Source organism: Exiguobacterium sp. s70, assembly GCF_018618315.1.
Classification (GTDB): Bacteria; Bacillota; Bacilli; order Exiguobacteriales; family Exiguobacteriaceae; genus Exiguobacterium; species Exiguobacterium chiriqhucha.
Map to the genome: position 1 here is coordinate 704,277 of NZ_JACSLV010000002.1, position 18,675 is coordinate 722,951.

Genomic DNA, 18,675 nt, shown 5'->3' on the forward strand with positions numbered 1-18,675 from the left:
GAGGGATGCTCAATGAAACGTGATGAATCACAGCCTGGGGTACACCCAGATCCAGTCCCGGATGAACAGTCAGATCCGGCCACAAAACCGGCACCGACCCAACATCCAGATCCGGACCCGGAACAGGACAATGACGACTCAAACTAAGGACGCCGATGCTTGATCGGCGATTCATACAAAAAGGGATTTCCGATCAATGTCGGAAATCCCTTTTTACTGTTATTTCTTCGGTGCCGGGCTGCGATACTCGGTCATCTTGTCGAATTCTTTCTCATTGAAATACTCGACGACGACGAAATCGCCGACCGGGCATTCCCAACGGTCTTTGGCGATTTGACACTCTTTCAGTGTCACTTTCTGGTCGTACATATCAAGCTCGAGCGTGTCCTTCAAAAACTGATCGACTTGTTTGTCGTTAATTTTGAAGTATTCGCTCAAGATGATGTCTTCGCCTCTGTCGTTCGTATGCGTCATCACTTTAAAAAATCTCATTGGTGTACCTTCTTTCGTCTGTAAGCTGAATTCTCAGTATAAAGGAGCTGGCCTGATTTGGGAACCGTCATCCCGGTTTCCATGGAGATGCCCCTTCCGTGTTGAATGTGAAAGGGGCTCGTCTCATTTTAATTTGTGGCGGTTCGGTGGTGCCTCGTTGAACGGTTGTTTATGGCGAATGATTAGCCAGAACAACAAACCGAACAAGGGGATATAAGGCAGAGGCCACAAACTCATCTTGTAGCGCTTGGCATCCCGATTCATCAACGTGATTTGGATGAAGGCGAGCAAGAAGAAATCGACCGTCATCGTCCGGACGAACTGGTTCTGTTCGACGTAAGACCAATATTCGGCCACGTTCCCGGTCGTTGAGGCGGCGATGAACAAGCCGATCGTGACGAGCAAGAGCAGCACCCCGAGCAGTCGCGTCGGGAGCGGCTTAATCGGTGTCGGATAAGGCGACTGCCGCGCGAACGCCAAGTACGGGGCGATGATGAAGCCGCCGACGACGAAACCGGTCGCTGCCGGTAAGAGCGGGTTCGGGCGCAACTGGTTCACCTCGGACCAAAGAAGCGGGAACAAGGCGAGCGGATAGACGCCTAGGATGCTGAAAAGGGAAAGCGAATATCCTTCATAGGCGTCCGTGTTATACGTGATGAAATCGAGCAAAAACCGGCTCGAGAACGGTTCGTTCGGGCCGAGGAGCGCGATCGCGATCGCAGCGGCCCACGGAATGAGTAAAAACTTTCTAGTCATGCCCTACACCTCGAGTCTGTCTCTGTTTCCATTAGTATACCCCGGAATCAAGCGAACAAAAAATGAGAAGTGTCAATCGACACGTTCTCATTGGTTTTCACGAGCATACGCTTTAATCATCGTCACGAGTTGCTGGGTCTCGTCTGAGTCTGATTCGAGTCGGATCCCGTAATCATATAGGCTTCCCATTTGTCCGCGGTGGCGGACGTGACCTGTCAGATCGAGCGGTTGAATCAACGGGACGAGGTCGAGTTTGACTTGGACTTTCAATCCTTCAGAAAGTGGGAATAAGTAGTCGCACCGCATCTTCAGACCGTGGGCACTGATATTGAGCAGTTGTGCTTCCCCGTCATGCAGTTCTTTGTCTTCCCAAATGAGGCGATATGGGATGAAGCGGGGATTCGGTAAAATATAGCGAAACGTTTCTTGTCGTCGATAGCGCATCGGTTCACCTCATTTCTCTACCTAGATTATCGGCTATTTGTGGCGATTCGTGAAGGGGGGAGCCACCAAAATTTAGGAAGCGCGGTTTACAGAATTGCAAACGCTTTCTATAATAGAAAGACAGAGTTGGTGAAGGAGGGATCGTATGAACGTCAAGGACTTACTCCGACGCTATTCGATCGACGAACCAATCATCTACGCGAAAAATCTACACGGGCAGTGGGTCAAGATCGAGCAACTGCCGCCCTACACCATACTAGAGGTCGAGGCGACGGACGAGGCCATCGAGGCGCTCGCCATCGACGCGTACGTGGCACTCACCGTTTGTCGGGAGAAATCGTCGCTTGAAGATGCACGCCCTTATGCGGTGCGGCTCCATATCAAAGGAAAGTAAAAACCGCGAGCCGATGGGCTCGCGGTTTTGCTTAGGCTGCTTCTTCTTTTTCGTCGTCCTGTGGGACGGTCCGTTTCGCATAATACATGAACGGCGTCGCCATCCAGGCGATGATGAACTTGGCGACATATGTCGTGATGAAGATGTTCCACCAGATATCCCATTCCATGCCCCAGAAGGCGATCGTACAGAAAGTGAGCGTATCGATGAACTGAGAGACGACGGTCGAACCGGTCGTCCGAAGCCACAGTTTTTTCTCACCCGTCTTGGCGCGAATCTTCGAATAGATGAAGACGTCGAACAGCTGCGAGACGAGGTACGCGGCGAGACTACCGAGCGTGATGAGCGGAAGCATCGAGAACAGCGCTTCGAAGCTCTCATGCATGAACAACGCCTCTTCAAACGGCTCATAGAGCAATGCGAATTGCATGAGCACGGTCGAGACGATCAAGATGAAGAAGCCGAGCCAGACGCCTTTACGGGCGGTATGACGACCGTATTTTTCATTCAAGATGTCTGTCGCTAAATAAAGGGAACCGTAGACGATATTCCCGAGAGTAAAGATGAAACCACCGATTACAATCTGCTGCGTCACTTGGATGTTGGCGACGACCGAGGCCATCGCGATCCAGGCGAACAGTCCGACGCGTCCGAACAGCTTGTAGCTGAGGACGAGCAGACCGAGCGTGAGCAAGGCAGAAGGAATCCATAACCATTCATTGAGCATGGGGATCGTACTCCTTCCAAATCATTCATTCTGTCAACTTTACAAGTTTATAGAGGAACGGAAACCGTGTCAAGACAGTTTCCATGACTAAAAGAAAAAGCGACCTGTCCTGATAAGGAAAGGTCGCTTCATTTGATGCCTCCGACGAGAATCGAACTCGTGCTGCAGCATTACCATTGCTGAGGTCTGCCACTAACCTACAGAGGCGGTTACATCTAGTATGTTACACAGTCTGTCATGAAATTTCAAGCTTTTTTAGAATAATAAGACCCCCGTCCTCCTCATGGTGAGAAGGGCGGGGGTGCGTTGAATCAAGCTTACTTCGTCCGGACCCAAACAGCTCCAGCCGAGTTGTCTTTCGCTTCGCCGACGACGTCGACGACGAGTCCGTATTGTGGAAGTTTACGGCCCGCATCTGGGATGAGCGAGTTGATGTACGTGTTGGCGTCGTTGAACTGTTTCACGCCTGGTTGAGCTTTGTAGTCATAGATGCCACGGCTCGGTGAATCGATGTACCATGGGAGCGTCTTATCTAAGCTGAACGCCGCATCTGCGATCTGGTAGCGCGTGCTGCCAGCGACTGTTTCTTGACCGTTCAAGTTGCCGATAAGGGCCTCAGGATGCGAGTCGACGACACCGAGGAAACCTTCACCCGGGTGAATCCCGACCCAGTTGTCTGAGAACGAATCATCCGCATACCAGACGACGAGACCTGTGTTGTACTTGACGCCACGGCCGTTCAAGAGACCTGTGTCTGCACCTTCATGGTTGCGCCATTCAAGGTAGTAGTAGTGAGGTTTCGTGTCATAGCCGTCCGACTTGACGAAACCGTTGAGTGTGACTTTCTCTGCGCCTTCCGCATCGTCTGCGAGAAGCGATTGACCGCCTGACGTGATCGACAAGTTGTCGAGTGCGAATCCTTCAAGGGCAAGTCCACCGTCTGTCACGTATTCGAAGACGATTTGCACGTCTTGACCCGCGAATTGAGACAAGTCGTACGATTTGTTCACCCAAGCACCGTTCGTCGATTCCGCACCGTTTCCAGTGTTGTCATCGCCGTAGACATCAAGGACGACTTCTTTGCCGCCGCTGAGTGCTTTCACGTACAAGTAGTCGTAGTCAAATTCGATATCGAAACGTGTGTCGAAAGCGAGCGTACCGTCCGCGCCGAGTTTGACCGTCGGTGTTGCGAGTTCGGTATGCAAGTTATCGCCTTTTGTCGAGTAGTAGTAATACTCGCCGAATGCTGGCTCTATGCCTTTTACTTTCTTGTCTGGAAGGTTTACTTTCAACAATCCAGGGTTCGTCGATTTCGTCACGGATTGATCGAGTTTCGAGACGAAACCTTGTTGTGTGATGTCTTCAAGATCAACTTCCGTGATGTTCGCCCAGTTGCCGCCCATCAATTTTTGGAAGTACTCTTTGTTTTGTGGCGAGAAGCTCGTCGGCTCCGTACCTGCCACTTTACCAGCCCAGCTGCCGCCACTCATGATCGACCATGATTGGACTGGTTCGCCTTGACCTGTGTACTGTGTGTCGTATTCATCTGGAAGACCGAGATCGTGACCATATTCGTGAGCGAAGACGCCGACTGCGCCGTCTTCCGGTTGAATCGTGTAATCGAATGCCGCCATTTGACCGCCCCAGTACGGGACGTCTGCTGTCGTTCCAGCTACACGGTAAGGACTGTTCCCGACGACCCAACGGTGTGACCAGACTGCGTCATCACCGAGGACACCGCCACCCGCTTCTTGGCCGGTACCGGCATGGATGATCATCAAGTGGTCGACCAAGCCGTCCGGCTCGTTGAAGTCGCCGTCACCGTCGAGGTCATATAAATCGTATTCATCATATTCGGCGAGGTCCATGCCTGAAGCGACTGCCGCGTTCAACGTGTCTTTAACGAGTTGACGCGGACCTGGTCCGATGTTGTCATTCCCGCCAGCCGGATTGTCACCACCATAGTCTTTCGCCGTGCCTGGGACGGTCAACCAGTCAGAAACCGTGCCGTCGACCGTGTAGCTGCCGCCCGACTGCTCTTCATAATACTGTTTGAACGTTTGGACTTTTTCACCGTTGAACAGTTCGAACGACTCGTCGCCGAACATATACTGCTCGTAGTGTTCTTTACTGAAGTTGTCGCTATAGAGATAGCCTTCTTCTTGAACGACGTTGTTATGTTTGAAGTCGCTATATTCGACGAGAAGGACGAGTACTTTGTCTTCACGGACGGCGCCGTTATAGCCAGCTTGCTTGGCCGGGTCGACTTTGACTTGGCCGTTCGGCTTGCCTTTCCGATAGTTCGCTTGTCCTTTTTTCGCTTTGTCGAGGAGACGTTTCGATTCTTTCTCGAATTGGTTATGTATCTTCTCTTTTGCTTCAGCGGCTTTATCGTTCAAGCCGTGCTTATGGACGTCTTGCGCATTGCCTTGCTTCTTCTCGATATAGGCATCGACGGCCTTTTGGCGCTCGGTGGCCGAAAGCCCTTTTTTGATGACGCCTCGTTTCTCGAGCGCTTTGGCGAGCCGATCCTCATCGATGATGTTGTGATCGAATGGAGCATTCGTGCTCGGGGTTGGTAGCGGTGAGGCGGCGAGTGGAGCGGCACCGACGGCCGGGATCGCACTGACGCTCATGACCGATGTCAGCGCGACGGCGAGCGTCGTGCGACGGATGGAACGTTTTTTCATTTGTACTAACCTCCTGTGAAAATAATGGGAAATTGTGTGAGCTTGAATCCAACATTAAACTTGTGTCAGATTAATGTCAATATTCAGAAAATAAGAATCGAAAAAAGAGACTTTCGTCCCGATTGGTCCTAAAGACCTAAGGGGTCAAGTCTCTACATCGATGATGCCGTAATGAAATTTGGATGTTTTGCGAACAATCCGTGTAAAACCAAACGTTTCGAACGTCTTACTCTCAAAATGAGCCTTTAGGACAATCCGTCTGGCCGCGACACGACGGGCCTCCGTCATGAGTTCAAGAGACAGTGGATTCGTGTTGGCGAGTGAACGTAATGGGTTCAAGTGAACCGATTCTGAAATCGTCTTTTCGAACATCGGATCGAAGTAGACGACGTCGAACGAATCGTCCGGGCATGACTTCAAATAGGTGAGGGCATCCGTCCAGACGACCTCGAGTCGACGCATCGCCTCATTGACCGCGTCGTGTTTCTCTTCCCAGACGGTCAAGCCTTCTTTGACGAGCATCGCGGTGACGAACTCACTCTCGAGACCGACGGCGCGACCGGTCGGACCGACGGCATGACTGAGGACGATGCTGTCCGAGCCGAGCCCGAGTGTGCAGTCGAGGACGCGGTCACCTGGTTTGATTGCGGCAGCATCGACGAGCGGGTCGTTCCCACCACGTGCAAGCTGCTTGACGCGGAACACCGAGCTCGATGGATGGAAAAAGAACGGTTCATCTCCGTCGAGTGGGGTATATTCGACACGGCGCTTATCGAAGACGAGGACGCCTGTCTGGTGGCGTTGCTTTAACGTGTCGATGGAGTGTTTGCGCCGGGGGATAAAACGGGCGCCGTACTTTGCTGCGTGAGCCTCGGCCCGTTCGATGGTTGCCTCGGTCGGGCGTAAACAAGTCGTAACGATATAGGTCATAGCATCTCCTTACTGAAAAAATGAGACGCGGAGGCGTCTCATTTTTTCTTGCTGAGTAAATCCGACAGTTCATCGATGAGCGCCTTATGCGAGGCGAGTTCTTTCTTCTTCTCATCATTCGGGTTGATCGGGCGTTTCGAGCGGCTTTGAAGCGCTTCGAGCGTCTCATCGATTGACGATTTGAGCGTATCGCGATCTTCCGGTTTGAGCGTCACTTCATGCGGGTTTTCACCGCTTGCGTCGAGTTCTCGTAGACGAGCCATCAATTGTTTTGCTTCTCGGTTCAAATCGGCGAGTAATCTGTCAATTTGTTCCAAACGAAGCTTGATTCCATCACGTTCTGTAAACATTCGTTTCACCTCTTTTGTTGGGTAACCGTTAGGTATCTTCTCATTTACTTTACCATAATTATCGAAAGACGAAACTACCGGGAATATATTCCATTTTATTTGACTGAGGGAAACACTGTTTCTCTATGCCCACACGACATTCGACTGGTATACTGACTTAGCTAATAAGGAGGTGGTCGGATGCAGTCGACAACTCATCCACCAAAAGCGCTCAAAGGCGCCATTTTATCCATCACGACGTATTTGGTCTTATCTGTCCTAAAAGTCGTATTCGGTTATTTGTATAATTCGGAAGCCGTCCTCGCCGACGGATTCAATAACACGACCGATATCATCGCTTCAATCGCCGTCTATATCGGCATTCGCATCGCCGCGCTGCCCCGAGACGCGGAACATAAATACGGGCACGCCAAGATGGAGACACTCGCCGCACTCGTCGCATCACTGATCATGGTCGCCGTTGGGGTGTTCGTTCTATTGAACAGTATCGCCACTCTGATCGGGGGCGAATACGTGGAACCGAACCCGCTCGCGGCCGTCGTCGCGTTCGTGAGTGCGCTCGTCATGTTCGGCGTATATGCGTACAATTCGAGATTGGCCAAGCAGACCCGGTCACTCGCATTGAAGGCGGCAGCGAAAGACAATCTCGCCGACGCCATGATTTCAATCGGGGCGACGCTCGGCGTCCTGTTTGCCTACTTTAAATTACCGTGGATGGATACGGTGCTCGCCGTCCTCATCGCCGGGATGATTATCCGGACGGCGATTCAAATCTTTCTCGACGCGACCCATCAGCTCTCGGACGGGTTCCCTCCGGACCTTGTCGATTCGTATGAAGAGACGATCCAACATTTCGATGCCGTCAAGGAAGTCCGTGAAATCAAAGGACGTCACCTCGGCAATCACGTCATGCTCGATGTGACGATTGCCGTCGAAGGAAGCCTCACCGTCGAGGAGGCGCACGATTTATGTGATGACATCGAGCGCGAACTCGACGAACACCATGCCGTCGATACAGTCCACATTCACATCGAACCGGTCTGATTTCGGTTATCTTTTGCGCTTCACGGCGCCGTTCGTATATAATGAGTGTGGAAAGACAATGAGATAACTGTTAAGGAGGGCACGGGATGGAAATCGTGCGTCAACCTATTCGTCAGATTGATGAGATCGAATATGAGCATTTTAAAAAATACGGTCAAAGTTCTTACGGCATGTCAGCCGAAGAGTTAAAAGGCATCTTTGTCGAGATGGGCGAAGAGCAGGTGTACTCAGCCGACGCCCATAGCTATGGGGAGGATTTCTATTACGACCTCCGTGTCGATGGTCAAGTCGTCGGAAAAGTGTTGCTCTTGAAACTGGCTCGCGTCTATCAGCTTGATTTGATGGTGTTCGACCCATTCAAAGACAAGGGTTATGCGACTGAAGGGCTTCGCCTCGCGCTCGAGCAGTCCGATTTGAAAGAAGGGCATACGGTCCGCGCCGGCATCCCGCCGACGAGTCCGCATCAGGAAGCGGTACGCCATGTCCTCGAGAAGAACGGCTTCGAGAAACGGAACGGCCTTTATTATTTAAACTTTAAAAAACGATATGTAATCAACCACTGAACTGACAGCGTCTGACGCGTCAGTTTTTTCGTATGGAGGTTTTTGAGATGAAACAAGTGACAATCAATGACATCGCCAAATTGGCCGGAGTCGCGAAAAGCACCGTTTCCCGTTACTTGAACGGGGGCTCGGTCGGACAGGCGACCCGCGACAAGATTGAGCGCGTCATCCAAGAGACGAACTATGAGCCGAACCAGTTCGCGCAAAGCTTGAAGTCGAAACAGACAAAAATGATTGGTGTCATCGTGCCGCGGCTCGATTCCTATGCCGCTTCGCGGACCATGATGGGCATCGATGAACGACTGACCGAACGCGGGTATCAAATGCTCGTCGTCAACACGGCCCAACAGACCGAACGGGAAATCGAGCAGTTGTATAACTTGGCGAAACAAAAAGTGGCCGGTATCATCTGGCTCGGGACGACCGTGACGGAGCGACACTTGCAGGCAATACAAGACATTCAAATCCCCGTCTTATTGATCGGTCAGGAACATGGACACGTTCATAGTCTCGTATATCCCGACTTTGACGCGGCGTACGCCCTCGGAAAGCAGTTCATGGATTGGGGACATCGCGACATCATCTATGTGGGCGTCGAGGAGTACGACATCGCCGTCGGTCAAACGAGACGTGATGGTTTCTTACGCGCCTTCAACGAGGCAGGGGCGGATGTGAAGACGTACACGACGTCATTTAAAATCGATGACTCGATTCCGATTGGGGCTCAGATAGGGCATGAGCTGTCGGCGTCACTCGTCGTCTGTGCGACCGACAACATCGCACTCGGCGTGTTGAAGGGACTTGCCAACGCCGGCAAGACGGTCCCGGGCGACATCTCGGTGAGTGGATTTGGAGGCTATGATTTCACCGAAGTGCTCCATCCGTCCATCACTACGGTCCACCTTCCATACCGTCGGACCGGGTCCCGAGCGGCTGACATGATTCTCCAGTTGTTAACAGGTGAAACCATCCCGATGAAAACGTTCACAACTTTTGAATTAAAACTGCGCGAAAGCGTTGACATTTTAAATTAAATCGTTTACATTTGTGTTGCGGAACCGGTTCCGCAACATTTTTTATTCGCTTATGGAACCGGTTCGATAGAAGCTACGAAGCAACACATTTGGACATGGAGGTGGACGGATGAACACCGTACATTGCATTGGTGAACTATTGATTGATTGGGTTTGTGAGGACGCGTCGAGCGACCTCGTCAACGGAACGACATTCGTGAAGAAAGCAGGGGGCGCACCGGCAAACGTCGCGGCCGTCGTCAGCAAACACGGGGGAAGCTCGAGTTTCCTCGGTCAAGTTGGGGCTGACCCGTTCGGCCGATTTTTAAAACAGACGCTCGTCGACAATGGCGTCGGTGTCGAAAACTTGGTGGAGGAAGGTGACACGACGTTCGCGTTCGTCTCGATTCAAGAAGACGGAGAACGGGACTTTACGTTCCGCCGCGGTAGCGACGGTGACTACGCGTTCGAGTCGATTGACTTATCGGCATTCAAGCCTGGAGACATCGTCCATTTCGGGTCGGCGACGGCGCTCCTCGATGGTGAGATAAAGAACTCCTACTTCAAACTTCTTCAGTTCGCCAAACGTGACGGCCTGTTCGTCTCGTTCGATCCGAACTACCGTGACGCGCTTGTGACCGACCTCGAGGCGTTCAAACAAGATTCGCTTCACTTTATCGCCGAAGCGGACTTCGTCAAGTTGAGCGAAGAAGAGGCGCGCTTGTTGACCGGACTTGAAGATTTGAATCAAGCGGTCGCGTCACTGCTTGAAACGGGAGCAAAACGAATTGCTATCACGCTCGGCTCACGCGGGACGCTGATTGCGACAAAAGAAGGTAATGAAGTGATTGCATCAGTAAAAATCGACAGCATCGATTCAACGGGAGCGGGCGACGCCTTCGTCGGAGCGTATCTGTATCGGTTGTCGACACTCGGGATGGATGATGACCGACTCTTGCAGGACATTGAATATGCGAACGTGACCGGTGCATTGACATGCACGGCATACGGCGCGATTCCAGCCATACCAACACAACAACGCGTGCTTGAAGCGCTAGGAGGGAAACCAGCATGAACTACAGACAAGAAGCAGAAGCGATTTTAGAGGCAATCGGCGGGAAAGACAACGTTGCCGCCGCGGCCCACTGTGCGACCCGGCTCCGCCTCGTCTTGAACGACGAATCGAAAGTCGATGAGAAGAAGTTGGACGCCTTAGACGTCGTCAAAGGGACGTTCTCGACGGGTGGACAATATCAAATCATCATCGGTACAGGTACGGTCAACAAGGTATACGCCGAATTCGCTCAACTGACAGGACTCGGCGATATGTCGACAAGCGACGTCAAGTCGGCCGGTGCGAAGAAAGGCAACCCACTCCAACAGTTCGTTAAGATGTTGTCTGATATTTTCGTCCCGATCATCCCGGCCATCGTCGCCGGTGGTCTCTTGATGGGGATTAATAACTTGCTCACGGCACCTGATTTGTTCTTCGAAGGCAGCTCATTGATTGACCAGTACCCTGGCATCGCCGACCTCGCCGCGATGATCAACACGTTCGCCAACGCCGCCTTCGTCTTCTTACCTGTCCTGATAGGTTTCTCCGCCGCCAAGCGGTTTGGGGGTAACCCGTACCTTGGCGCCGCGCTCGGGATGATCATGGTTCACCCGGATCTCGTCAACGCCTACGCGCAAGCAACGGTTGGCGATATCCCGGTTTGGAATATTCTCGGCTTTGAAATCGAGAAGCTCGGTTACCAAGGACAAGTGTTACCGGTCCTCGTATCCGCTTATATCTTGTCGAAACTTGAAATCAATATCCGTAAATTCATGCCAGCTTCACTCGATATCTTGCTCACACCGCTCCTCTCGCTCCTCATCACAGCGTTCGTCACGTTCGCTTTCGTCGGACCGATCACGCGTGAAGCGGGTAACTTGATTATCGACGGTCTCGTTTGGACGTACGACTCACTCGGCTTCTTCGGCGGTCTCGTCATGGGTCTCTTGTACGCACCAATCGTCATCACAGGGATGCACCACAGCTTTATCGCCATCGAGACACAACTTCTCGCGGATATCGCCCGCACAGGCGGGTCGTTCATCTTCCCGATCGCAGCGATGTCGAACGTCGCGCAAGGTGCGGCCACACTCGCCGTCTTCTTCTTGACACGTGATCAAAAGATGAAAGGTGTCGCTTCGGCATCTGGTATCTCGGCACTCCTCGGAATCACGGAGCCGGCCATGTTCGGGGTCAACTTGAAACTACGCTATCCGTTCATCGCTGCCATCATCGGCTCAGGAATTGCCTCGGCGTTCATCGTCGGACGTGAAGTCCTCGCCGTCGCCCTCGGTGCGGCAGGTCTTCCAGGGATTATCTCGATTGCACCAGCGTCAATCGTCTCGTATATCATCGGGATGGCCATTGCCTTCGCGGTCGCCTTCGGATTGACGTTCGTGCTCGCAAAACGCCAAGCGAAAAAAGAAGCAGTAAAAGAAGCAGCTTAAGAAAAAGGAAGTGATGTTATGAGTTGGACGAAGGCAGAGCGTTATCGCTCGTTACGTGACGTGAGTGCCCTCGAGATGGAGACGCTCCGCACAAAGACGGCGGCTTCCCCGTGGCGGTTCGGATACCATATCCAACCGCCGACGGGACTCCTGAACGACCCGAACGGATTCACGTTTTATAACGGCGAATATCACATGTTTTATCAGTGGTTCCCGCTTGGACCGGTACACGGTCTCAAGCATTGGTATCATGTCACATCGCCCGACCTCGTCACGTGGACGGACCGCGGGGTGGCGTTAGTCCCGGAGACGACCGAAGATTCACACGGTGCCTATTCAGGTAGCGGGTTCGTGAAAGACGGGGAACTCCACGTCATGTACACGGGCAATCACCGGACGGATGACTGGACGCGTCACGCCTCGCAGGTCATCGGTGTATTACGAGACGGCAAAATCGAACGTCGGAACGTCGCGATCCCGGACGTGCCGGCCGGGTACACGGAACACTTCCGTGACCCGAAAGTATGGCTCGAGGACGGCATCTATTACGCCGTCGTCGGCGCACAACGCACGGACGAGACAGGATGCGTCGTGTTGTACCGCTCGATCGACTTGGATGAGTGGACGTTTCTCGGTGAGATTAAGACGGGACTCGATTCGTTCGGCTACATGTGGGAATGTCCCGACGTGTTCGAACTGAACGGACAGCATGTCCTCGTCTTCTCGCCGCAAGGGATTGAACCGGACGGGCATCGCTATCACAACATCTATCAGTCCGGATTCTTGATCGGCAAGCTCGACCTTAAAACGTTGACGTTCACCCACGGCGCGTTCGAGGAACTCGACTTCGGTTTCGATTTCTATGCGCCGCAGACGACCGAACAAGACGGACGTCGCGTCCTCGTCGGATGGATGGGCTTGCCTGAGATCGAGTATCCGACGGACCGCTTCGGCTGGGCACACGCCTTGACGCTACCGCGAGTGCTCACAATTGAGGACGGGATGCTTAAGCAGCGTCCGGTGGCGGAGATGACAACGCTTCGCCGAGACACATTTCTCGACGCGACTGGCACGTCGGTCAGCGTCGCGACACCGGACCGTTACGAGCTGGAGCTGAAAACGGACGGCTTAGACTTCAGCCTCGACTTGCTTCAAGTCGGCGACGAGTCACTCGTCATCCGATACGCCGCAGCGGCAGGCGAATTGACGATCGACCGGACGCATGCCGGCGAGCCGTTCGCGACCGAGTATGGCACGACACGGACGAAAGCGATTGCCGTGACGTCGCTTCATTTGTTCGTCGACTCGTCAAGTGTCGAATGCTTTGTCAATGACGGAGAGGCGGTCGCGACACTCCGTGTCTTCCCGAGCGAGCTCGAGAAACAGTTGCGCTACGAAGGCGCGACTGCGAGCCTGACCGGTTGGACGTATCAATAAGGAAAAGCTGAGCTTCGGCTCGGTTTTTTTTGTTTGTCTATAAATGAAGTGGTTTGTGTTACTCTGAGAATAGGTAATAACTTACATATTAGATAGGGGACGGTTTAGACATGTGGATGATTTTAGGATTGCTCGCGATTGGCGCGACACTGGTCAATTTGTATACGTTTAGCGTCGGGAAAGATTATAAACTGCCGATGGCGCTTGCGTTATCGCTGACCGCGTTGACGGTGTGTGCAGATTACAGTTATTTGTCGGTCTGGGTCGAAGCGGAGGATTGGGGTGCATTGGCGGATGTCATCCCCGGCATGGGACGGGCATTATGGGTGCTCACCAGCATCTCTATTATCTTGAACCTGTTGCCGATTTTCTTGGAGCGAACGCGGAAACAGGCATGAATGATATGATGTCAAAAATTGTGAAACCTTTCGTCAAGATTTTCGTAAAAGATGACTATCAACGTGAATGGGGTGGAGGACATGAAATTAAATCGAGCCATGTTGACAGGGGCTTCGGCGATAATCAAAGCGTTGATGGAACCGGACTGGAATGAATTGAACAACGAAGAAATGACTCAAGCGCGAGTCGCTGAGTCATCAGGGATCGGTTCGTTCAAGGAGACGGATTTCATCATGTTCAACGGAATCGAAAAAGTGAGACCGTTCGCGGACATGTTGCGCAATGCAGATGAAGCGCTCGAAGATTCCATTCACGGGGAACCGGACTTTGACCTGGAACTTCATTGGAAAGGCGGAGTGATGGCGCAGTATCATCTTTGGCTCGGTCAGAAGCAGCACCCGAGCTATTTGATGGACGTGACCCATCCGCACCTCATCTACCGCGTGTCGGCAGACATGACGAATCAGTTGATTCAAGTGCTCGGGGTGGATGAGTGATCGATAGACATGTGATGGGAACTTTACTAGCTTTCATCGCGTATATCAACCATACACAAACAAAGGGAGTCTATTCATGAAACAACGTCATATGTCAGTTCTTGGTTATATAATATTAGCCCTTACTTTGACTGGCTGCGGCTCGAACGATTTTCGGACGGATGGGATTGAAGAAGTCCGCGTCTCGGAATCGGACGGATTCAGCAGTTTCCAAGAGCGCGATGTCGTCACGTTCGACGAACCGGAAGCGATACGAGTATTCGAAGACATGCTGCGTGAGGCGGACGAACTTCCCGGTGTCGCCAATGTGGTCGGCCCTGAATACGATATTGAAATCCACTTCGAGGACGGGGAGATGGACCGCTATTACATCTGGCTGAACGATGATCCGAAATCCATCAGTAGCCTGTACGACGCGGACGATACGAACATCGGGTACCGCCTCCCGGCGGACGTGACGGAGGAATTGATCAACCTGCTCGAAGCGGGCGACTAAAAAAGACGCCCGGAATGGCGTCTTACGAGTTGAAGCGGATAAAGCGTTCAATCTGTTGCTCGCTCTTCCGCGCTTGACGACCGATCCAAATCAGATGACCCGGGCTGTTCAAGATGGTGAGCTGGGCATGCGGGATGAGTCGCTTCGCATGATGCGCGTGGCGGACCGGGACGGCCTTGTCATTTTTGGAGTGGACGATATACGTCGGACACGTCACCCCGAGCAGCGCTTCATCGGTCACTTGTTGCCGCAAGTCGAACTGGGCACCGAGACCGAACGCCATTTGGTTCGCGACCCGTTTTAATAGGAAGATATCGTACGGGGTCACTTCGTCACGAATGACATCGAGTGCGAGCAGGCTCGTCGATTGAATCATGCGGGCTGTCGCTTCGAACGGTTGTTTTTGAATCGCCCGGAGCACGAACTGTCTCATGGCGAACTGTAGCGCGATGAACGCCGGTTGGGCGACGTTACGGCTGATGTAGTGCCGATACGGAAAGTCGACGACACTCGTCACCGCGGCTGCGAGCGTCAGACTGAGTGCATGCTCATTTTGCGACGCGAGCTCGATGGCGGTCGGTCCCCCGGCCGAGATGCCGTACACGTGATACTGATCGATGGCCATGACTTCCATCATGCGACGTAAATTGGCGGCGAATGCTTGTGGTGAGGCTGAAAATGAGTACGGAGTCTCACCGTAACCGGGACGGGATGGGACAATGACCCGGAAACCGGACACGACGAGCCGGTCCACATGGTACGGTTCGAAGCTTGACGACTGGGTCCCATGAATCAGGATGATGATCGGACCGTGACCTCGGTCCATATATTCGATTTTTGTGCCGTTGACGTGCGCGTAATGTTTCAAAGCGGAATGGCCTCCTTAAACGCATTGTAATGGAAAATAACTTTATTTCATGGAAATAACATGCTACTGTCTGTTTATACATATTTTACATAGAGAAATGAAAGGGGATTAAACCGTGAACAACCGAGAACGGTTACTCGAGGTGAGACGGTTTTTCGAACGCCATACAGATGACAACCATCCGAAGACGTTAGAAGACTTGCTCGAATATTTATCTACTATCGGAGATACTTCTAAGTTAGCAAAAAAATCAGTGAAAGACGACATCCAAGCATTGACCGATTCGGGGTTCGAGGTGCAGGATGAGCTCGAGAAGAACGGCCTCGCCAAAAAATATTGGCATTCGGCCCGCTTGTTTGAAATCCATGAGCTCCGGATGATGGTCGATGCCATCGTCGCGGCGAAGTTCATCTCGGAAGACGTGACAGAGCGGATCGTCGAGAAACTTCAAAAACTGACGAGCATCCCGGAAGCGGAGACGCTCCAGTCGATTATTAAAACACCGAAGAAGAAACATGGACAGATCCCGTACCATATCGACCGCATCCAGCGTGCGATTCAGGAACAAAAGGCGATCTCGTTCCAATATACGGACGTCGTCGGCTTTGATGCCACGAAGCGGACGTTCCCGCTCCGCCGTGACGGCGAACGTTACGTCGTCAATCCGATTGACCTGCACTGGAACCATGAGCAGTACTATTTGATCGGTATCGATGAGTCGATCGGGGAGATCCGAAACTATCGCGTCGACCGTATCGTCAACTCGGAAATCGTCGAGGATGACACGCCGCGCATGAAGCATCATCTGCCGGACGACTACTTCCAAAAGTCATTCAATATGTACAACGGGCTCGACGAAGAAATCGTCCTCGCCGTCGACGAGCGGGTCCTCCCGGTCATCTTCGACAAGCTCGGCGAAGACGTCTCGATTACGCAAGACGGTGACCGCTTCCTGATCCGTTTTGACGCAGCCGTCTCGGACGGCTTCGTCTTCTGGCTCTTGTCGCTCGGGACGCAAGTCGAAGTGCTTGAACCGGTGACGCTCCGCGACCATATGCGCGATACGATCGAGGCGATGGCCGGACGATATGCGAAGGCGAGCATTCACTGAAACGATTGAAATGAAGGTATGATATACTGCTTGCGACACTTGTAGAAAGGGGACAGGCGGATGTTGAATTGGATGCCTTTAATCATTCCGATTGTCGCTGTCATTTTTGTCGCCGTCGTCGCAAGACGCGCCATGAAAATGGACCGAGAAAAATAAGCTAGGACGGACATCCTCCTCGTCATGAGGGGGATGTCTTTTCCGTCCAAAAGGAGGAGACCGTTGGATACGATTACCCATACGCTGTTCGGTCTGACGCTCTACGGGGCGGCCGATAAGCGAGACTTTCAGAAACAAGAAAAACGGGCCTTATTCGTCACGACGCTCGTCGGGAGTCAAATCCCGGACAGTGACGTCATCTCGCGACTATGGGACACGGAAGGGATGTATCAGATGTGGCACCGCGGCATCACCCATTCGATTTTTCTCGTCCCGTTGTTCGCGCTACTCATTTACCTACTTGTACGCGTCTTGTTCAAGGTGACCGATATCCGTTATTTCTGGTGGGCGCTCTTGTCGGTGTTCATCCATAACACGGCGGACTTATTCAACGCCTGGGGAACGGGTTACTTCGAACCGTTATCGGCTGTCCGGATCACGTTCGGCGTCATCCCGATCGTTGACTTCGTCTATTGGGGCATCTTCCTCGTTGCCTGGCTGATCGCACGTCGAACGGACGTCAGGCACACGGTGTATCGCTACGCCTGGGCAGCGATCGTCGTTCACGTCCTGATTCAAAGTGCGCAAGGGGCATACTTGTATCAGTCGTATGCCGCCGATCACGACGAGGTGGCGCTGTCGGCCTCGTTCATCCCGACCCAGTTCACCGTCATCACGAAGACCGACGAGTCGGTGTCGATTTACAGCGACTCGGTCTATCAAGAACCACAACTCCAGTATGAGTTGACGAGTGCCGACGATGCAGATCTTGCACCGCTCTTCGCCGAGAACAAAGAAGCAATCACGCTCAAACAGTGGTCCCCGTTCGTGGTCGTCGTCGAGGATGACGAGCGACTCGGTCTATATGACCCGCGCTTCTTTGACGGCGAGTCGTCGTTCTTATACGAATACATCGAATTGTAGGTGAGAGGATGCGACGTCTCCGTTATTTGTTCATCTTTGGTTACGAACAAGCACTCAGCTGTATCTTCCCGGTCGCCATCTTCGGTGCGCTCGCGCTGACGAAATGGTTCGACTTTCCGCTCCCACGCTATGACGTGCTACTCATCTGGTGTCTGTTCGTCCAAGTCGTGCTCGTCAAGACCGGGCTCGAGACGATGGAAGAAGTGAAAGTCATCAGCTGGTTCCATGTCATCGGGCTCGGCCTCGAGCTGTTCAAAGTCCAGATGGGGTCGTGGAGCTATCCGGACGAGGCGCTGACAAAAGTGTTCGGCGTGCCGCTCTATGCAGGCTTCATGTATGCGAGCGTCGGCAGCTACGTCGTCCAATCGTGGCGCCGGCTCGATTTGGAGTTTCTCAAGATGCCACCGCCGCTCATCGCGTTCGGCCTTGGGATCGCCATCTACTTCAACTTCTTTTGGCACCACATCTGGCTCGATTTGCGCTGGGTGTTGATCGGGCTCGTCTTTCTCGTCTTCGGCCGTACCATCGTCACGTACCGGCTCGACGACCGCCGTTTCACGATGCCCGTCGTCGTCGCCTTCTTTTTGATTGCCTGCTTCATCTGGTTCGCGGAAAATATCGTCACGTTCTACAACGGTTGGGCATATCCGAACCAGTTGAGCGGTTGGGCGCTCGTTGACCTCGGCAAGCTGTCGTCGTGGTTCCTGCTCGTCATCATCAGCATCTTGCTGGTGGCGTGGCAGAAACGAAGACAGGGGCTCTCATGAAAAAACGTGTGCACCCGCTTCGGGTTGTGGGCTAACCTAAATTTTTGAGACAATATAAAAACACCTTCGCAGTGGTACACTTTAAAAAAGTGCTAGCATCGGAGGTGTTTTTGCG

At 52.7% G+C, this 18,675-nt stretch carries 22 protein-coding genes and 1 tRNA gene; 14 read left to right on the top strand and 9 right to left on the bottom strand.

The genetic code is table 11. The annotated features are described in order from the left end of the window. The first annotated feature begins 12 nt into the window (after nt 1-12). Nucleotides 13-147, top strand: coding sequence for a hypothetical protein (locus KNP84_RS15305; protein WP_260570643.1), 135 nt, complete (start codon nt 13-15; stop codon nt 145-147). A 72-nt stretch (nt 148-219) separates the two neighbouring features. Here the strand turns inward: KNP84_RS15305 and KNP84_RS08260 are convergent, their stop codons facing one another. The 3 genes from KNP84_RS08260 to KNP84_RS08270 all read right to left on the bottom strand — a co-directional run bounded on the left by KNP84_RS08260 (nt 220) and on the right by KNP84_RS08270 (nt 1,692). Next, nucleotides 220-492, bottom strand: coding sequence for a hypothetical protein (locus tag KNP84_RS08260; RefSeq protein WP_021067350.1), 273 nt, complete (start codon nt 490-492; stop codon nt 220-222). 123 nt (nt 493-615) lie between these two features. After that, nucleotides 616-1,248, bottom strand: a complete 633-nt coding sequence (locus KNP84_RS08265; protein ID WP_029595552.1) for a hypothetical protein — start codon at nt 1,246-1,248, stop codon at nt 616-618. An 87-nt stretch (nt 1,249-1,335) separates the two neighbouring features. Beyond that, nucleotides 1,336-1,692 carry a PilZ domain-containing protein gene (locus KNP84_RS08270; protein WP_021067352.1) on the bottom strand — a complete coding sequence of 119 codons (357 nt, stop codon included), beginning with the start codon at nt 1,690-1,692 and terminating at the stop codon, nt 1,336-1,338. A gap of 145 nt (nt 1,693-1,837) precedes the next feature. Between KNP84_RS08270 and KNP84_RS08275 the strand changes: the two genes are divergently transcribed. After that, the gene (locus tag KNP84_RS08275) at nt 1,838-2,086 is read left to right on the top strand and encodes a hypothetical protein (RefSeq protein ID WP_029595550.1); all 249 of its coding nucleotides are present in this window, start codon (nt 1,838-1,840) and stop codon (nt 2,084-2,086) included. Between the two features lie 31 nt (nt 2,087-2,117). On the opposite strand, the gene KNP84_RS08280 is transcribed toward KNP84_RS08275, so the two are convergent. The 5 genes from KNP84_RS08280 to KNP84_RS08300 form a co-directional block, all read right to left on the bottom strand. Continuing rightward, the gene (locus KNP84_RS08280) at nt 2,118-2,813 is read right to left on the bottom strand and encodes a queuosine precursor transporter (protein ID WP_215114602.1); all 696 of its coding nucleotides are present in this window, start codon (nt 2,811-2,813) and stop codon (nt 2,118-2,120) included. Between the two features lie 136 nt (nt 2,814-2,949). Beyond that, nucleotides 2,950-3,020: transfer RNA gene (locus KNP84_RS08285), tRNA-Thr, on the bottom strand. Nucleotides 3,021-3,130: 110 nt separating this feature from the next. Then, nucleotides 3,131-5,503: an immune inhibitor A domain-containing protein gene (locus KNP84_RS08290; RefSeq protein WP_215114603.1), complete on the bottom strand. Its 2,373-nt coding sequence runs from the start codon at nt 5,501-5,503 to the stop codon at nt 3,131-3,133. A gap of 144 nt (nt 5,504-5,647) precedes the next feature. Next, nucleotides 5,648-6,433: a class I SAM-dependent methyltransferase gene (locus tag KNP84_RS08295; protein ID WP_215114604.1), complete on the bottom strand. Its 786-nt coding sequence runs from the start codon at nt 6,431-6,433 to the stop codon at nt 5,648-5,650. Between the two features lie 38 nt (nt 6,434-6,471). Then, a complete protein-coding gene (locus KNP84_RS08300) occupies nt 6,472-6,783 on the bottom strand; it encodes a hypothetical protein (RefSeq protein ID WP_021067357.1) in 312 nt (103 codons plus the stop codon). 180 nt (nt 6,784-6,963) lie between these two features. Between KNP84_RS08300 and KNP84_RS08305 the strand changes: the two genes are divergently transcribed. From KNP84_RS08305 to KNP84_RS08345, 9 genes are all read left to right on the top strand, one after another. Further along, nucleotides 6,964-7,827, top strand: coding sequence for a cation diffusion facilitator family transporter (locus tag KNP84_RS08305; RefSeq protein ID WP_021067358.1), 864 nt, complete (start codon nt 6,964-6,966; stop codon nt 7,825-7,827). An 86-nt stretch (nt 7,828-7,913) separates the two neighbouring features. Continuing rightward, nucleotides 7,914-8,390 (top strand): GNAT family N-acetyltransferase, encoded by a 477-nt coding sequence (locus KNP84_RS08310; RefSeq protein WP_021067359.1) that lies wholly within the window; start codon nt 7,914-7,916, stop codon nt 8,388-8,390. 47 nt (nt 8,391-8,437) lie between these two features. Further along, nucleotides 8,438-9,424, top strand: a complete 987-nt coding sequence (locus KNP84_RS08315) for a LacI family DNA-binding transcriptional regulator (protein WP_215114605.1) — start codon at nt 8,438-8,440, stop codon at nt 9,422-9,424. 109 nt (nt 9,425-9,533) lie between these two features. Continuing rightward, the gene (locus KNP84_RS08320) at nt 9,534-10,478 is read left to right on the top strand and encodes a carbohydrate kinase family protein (RefSeq protein ID WP_214755926.1); all 945 of its coding nucleotides are present in this window, start codon (nt 9,534-9,536) and stop codon (nt 10,476-10,478) included. Beyond that, on the top strand, nt 10,475-11,905 hold the full coding sequence (locus KNP84_RS08325) for a sucrose-specific PTS transporter subunit IIBC (RefSeq protein ID WP_021067362.1): 1,431 nt from the start codon (nt 10,475-10,477) through the stop codon (nt 11,903-11,905). The genes KNP84_RS08320 and KNP84_RS08325 overlap by 4 nt, the downstream gene beginning before the upstream one ends. 18 nt (nt 11,906-11,923) lie before the next feature. Beyond that, entirely contained in the window at nt 11,924-13,342 is a 1,419-nt protein-coding gene (locus KNP84_RS08330) for a sucrose-6-phosphate hydrolase (protein ID WP_214755927.1), read from the top strand. Between the two features lie 110 nt (nt 13,343-13,452). Next, entirely contained in the window at nt 13,453-13,740 is a 288-nt protein-coding gene (locus tag KNP84_RS08335; protein ID WP_214755928.1) for a hypothetical protein, read from the top strand. A gap of 81 nt (nt 13,741-13,821) precedes the next feature. Further along, nucleotides 13,822-14,238: a YhfM domain-containing protein gene (locus KNP84_RS08340; protein ID WP_214755929.1), complete on the top strand. Its 417-nt coding sequence runs from the start codon at nt 13,822-13,824 to the stop codon at nt 14,236-14,238. Between the two features lie 76 nt (nt 14,239-14,314). Continuing rightward, on the top strand, nt 14,315-14,734 hold the full coding sequence (locus tag KNP84_RS08345; RefSeq protein WP_214755930.1) for a YhfM domain-containing protein: 420 nt from the start codon (nt 14,315-14,317) through the stop codon (nt 14,732-14,734). Between the two features lie 22 nt (nt 14,735-14,756). On the opposite strand, the gene KNP84_RS08350 is transcribed toward KNP84_RS08345, so the two are convergent. Further along, a complete protein-coding gene (locus KNP84_RS08350; RefSeq protein ID WP_214755931.1) occupies nt 14,757-15,602 on the bottom strand; it encodes an alpha/beta fold hydrolase in 846 nt (281 codons plus the stop codon). Between the two features lie 115 nt (nt 15,603-15,717). Between KNP84_RS08350 and KNP84_RS08355 the strand changes: the two genes are divergently transcribed. From KNP84_RS08355 to KNP84_RS08365, 3 genes are all read left to right on the top strand, one after another. Beyond that, the gene (locus KNP84_RS08355; RefSeq protein WP_214755932.1) at nt 15,718-16,713 is read left to right on the top strand and encodes a helix-turn-helix transcriptional regulator; all 996 of its coding nucleotides are present in this window, start codon (nt 15,718-15,720) and stop codon (nt 16,711-16,713) included. Between the two features lie 219 nt (nt 16,714-16,932). Next, a complete protein-coding gene (locus KNP84_RS08360; protein ID WP_214755933.1) occupies nt 16,933-17,793 on the top strand; it encodes a metal-dependent hydrolase in 861 nt (286 codons plus the stop codon). Nucleotides 17,794-17,801: 8 nt separating this feature from the next. Continuing rightward, on the top strand, nt 17,802-18,560 hold the full coding sequence (locus KNP84_RS08365) for a DUF817 domain-containing protein (RefSeq protein WP_214755934.1): 759 nt from the start codon (nt 17,802-17,804) through the stop codon (nt 18,558-18,560). The last annotated feature ends 115 nt before the right edge of the window (nt 18,561-18,675 follow it).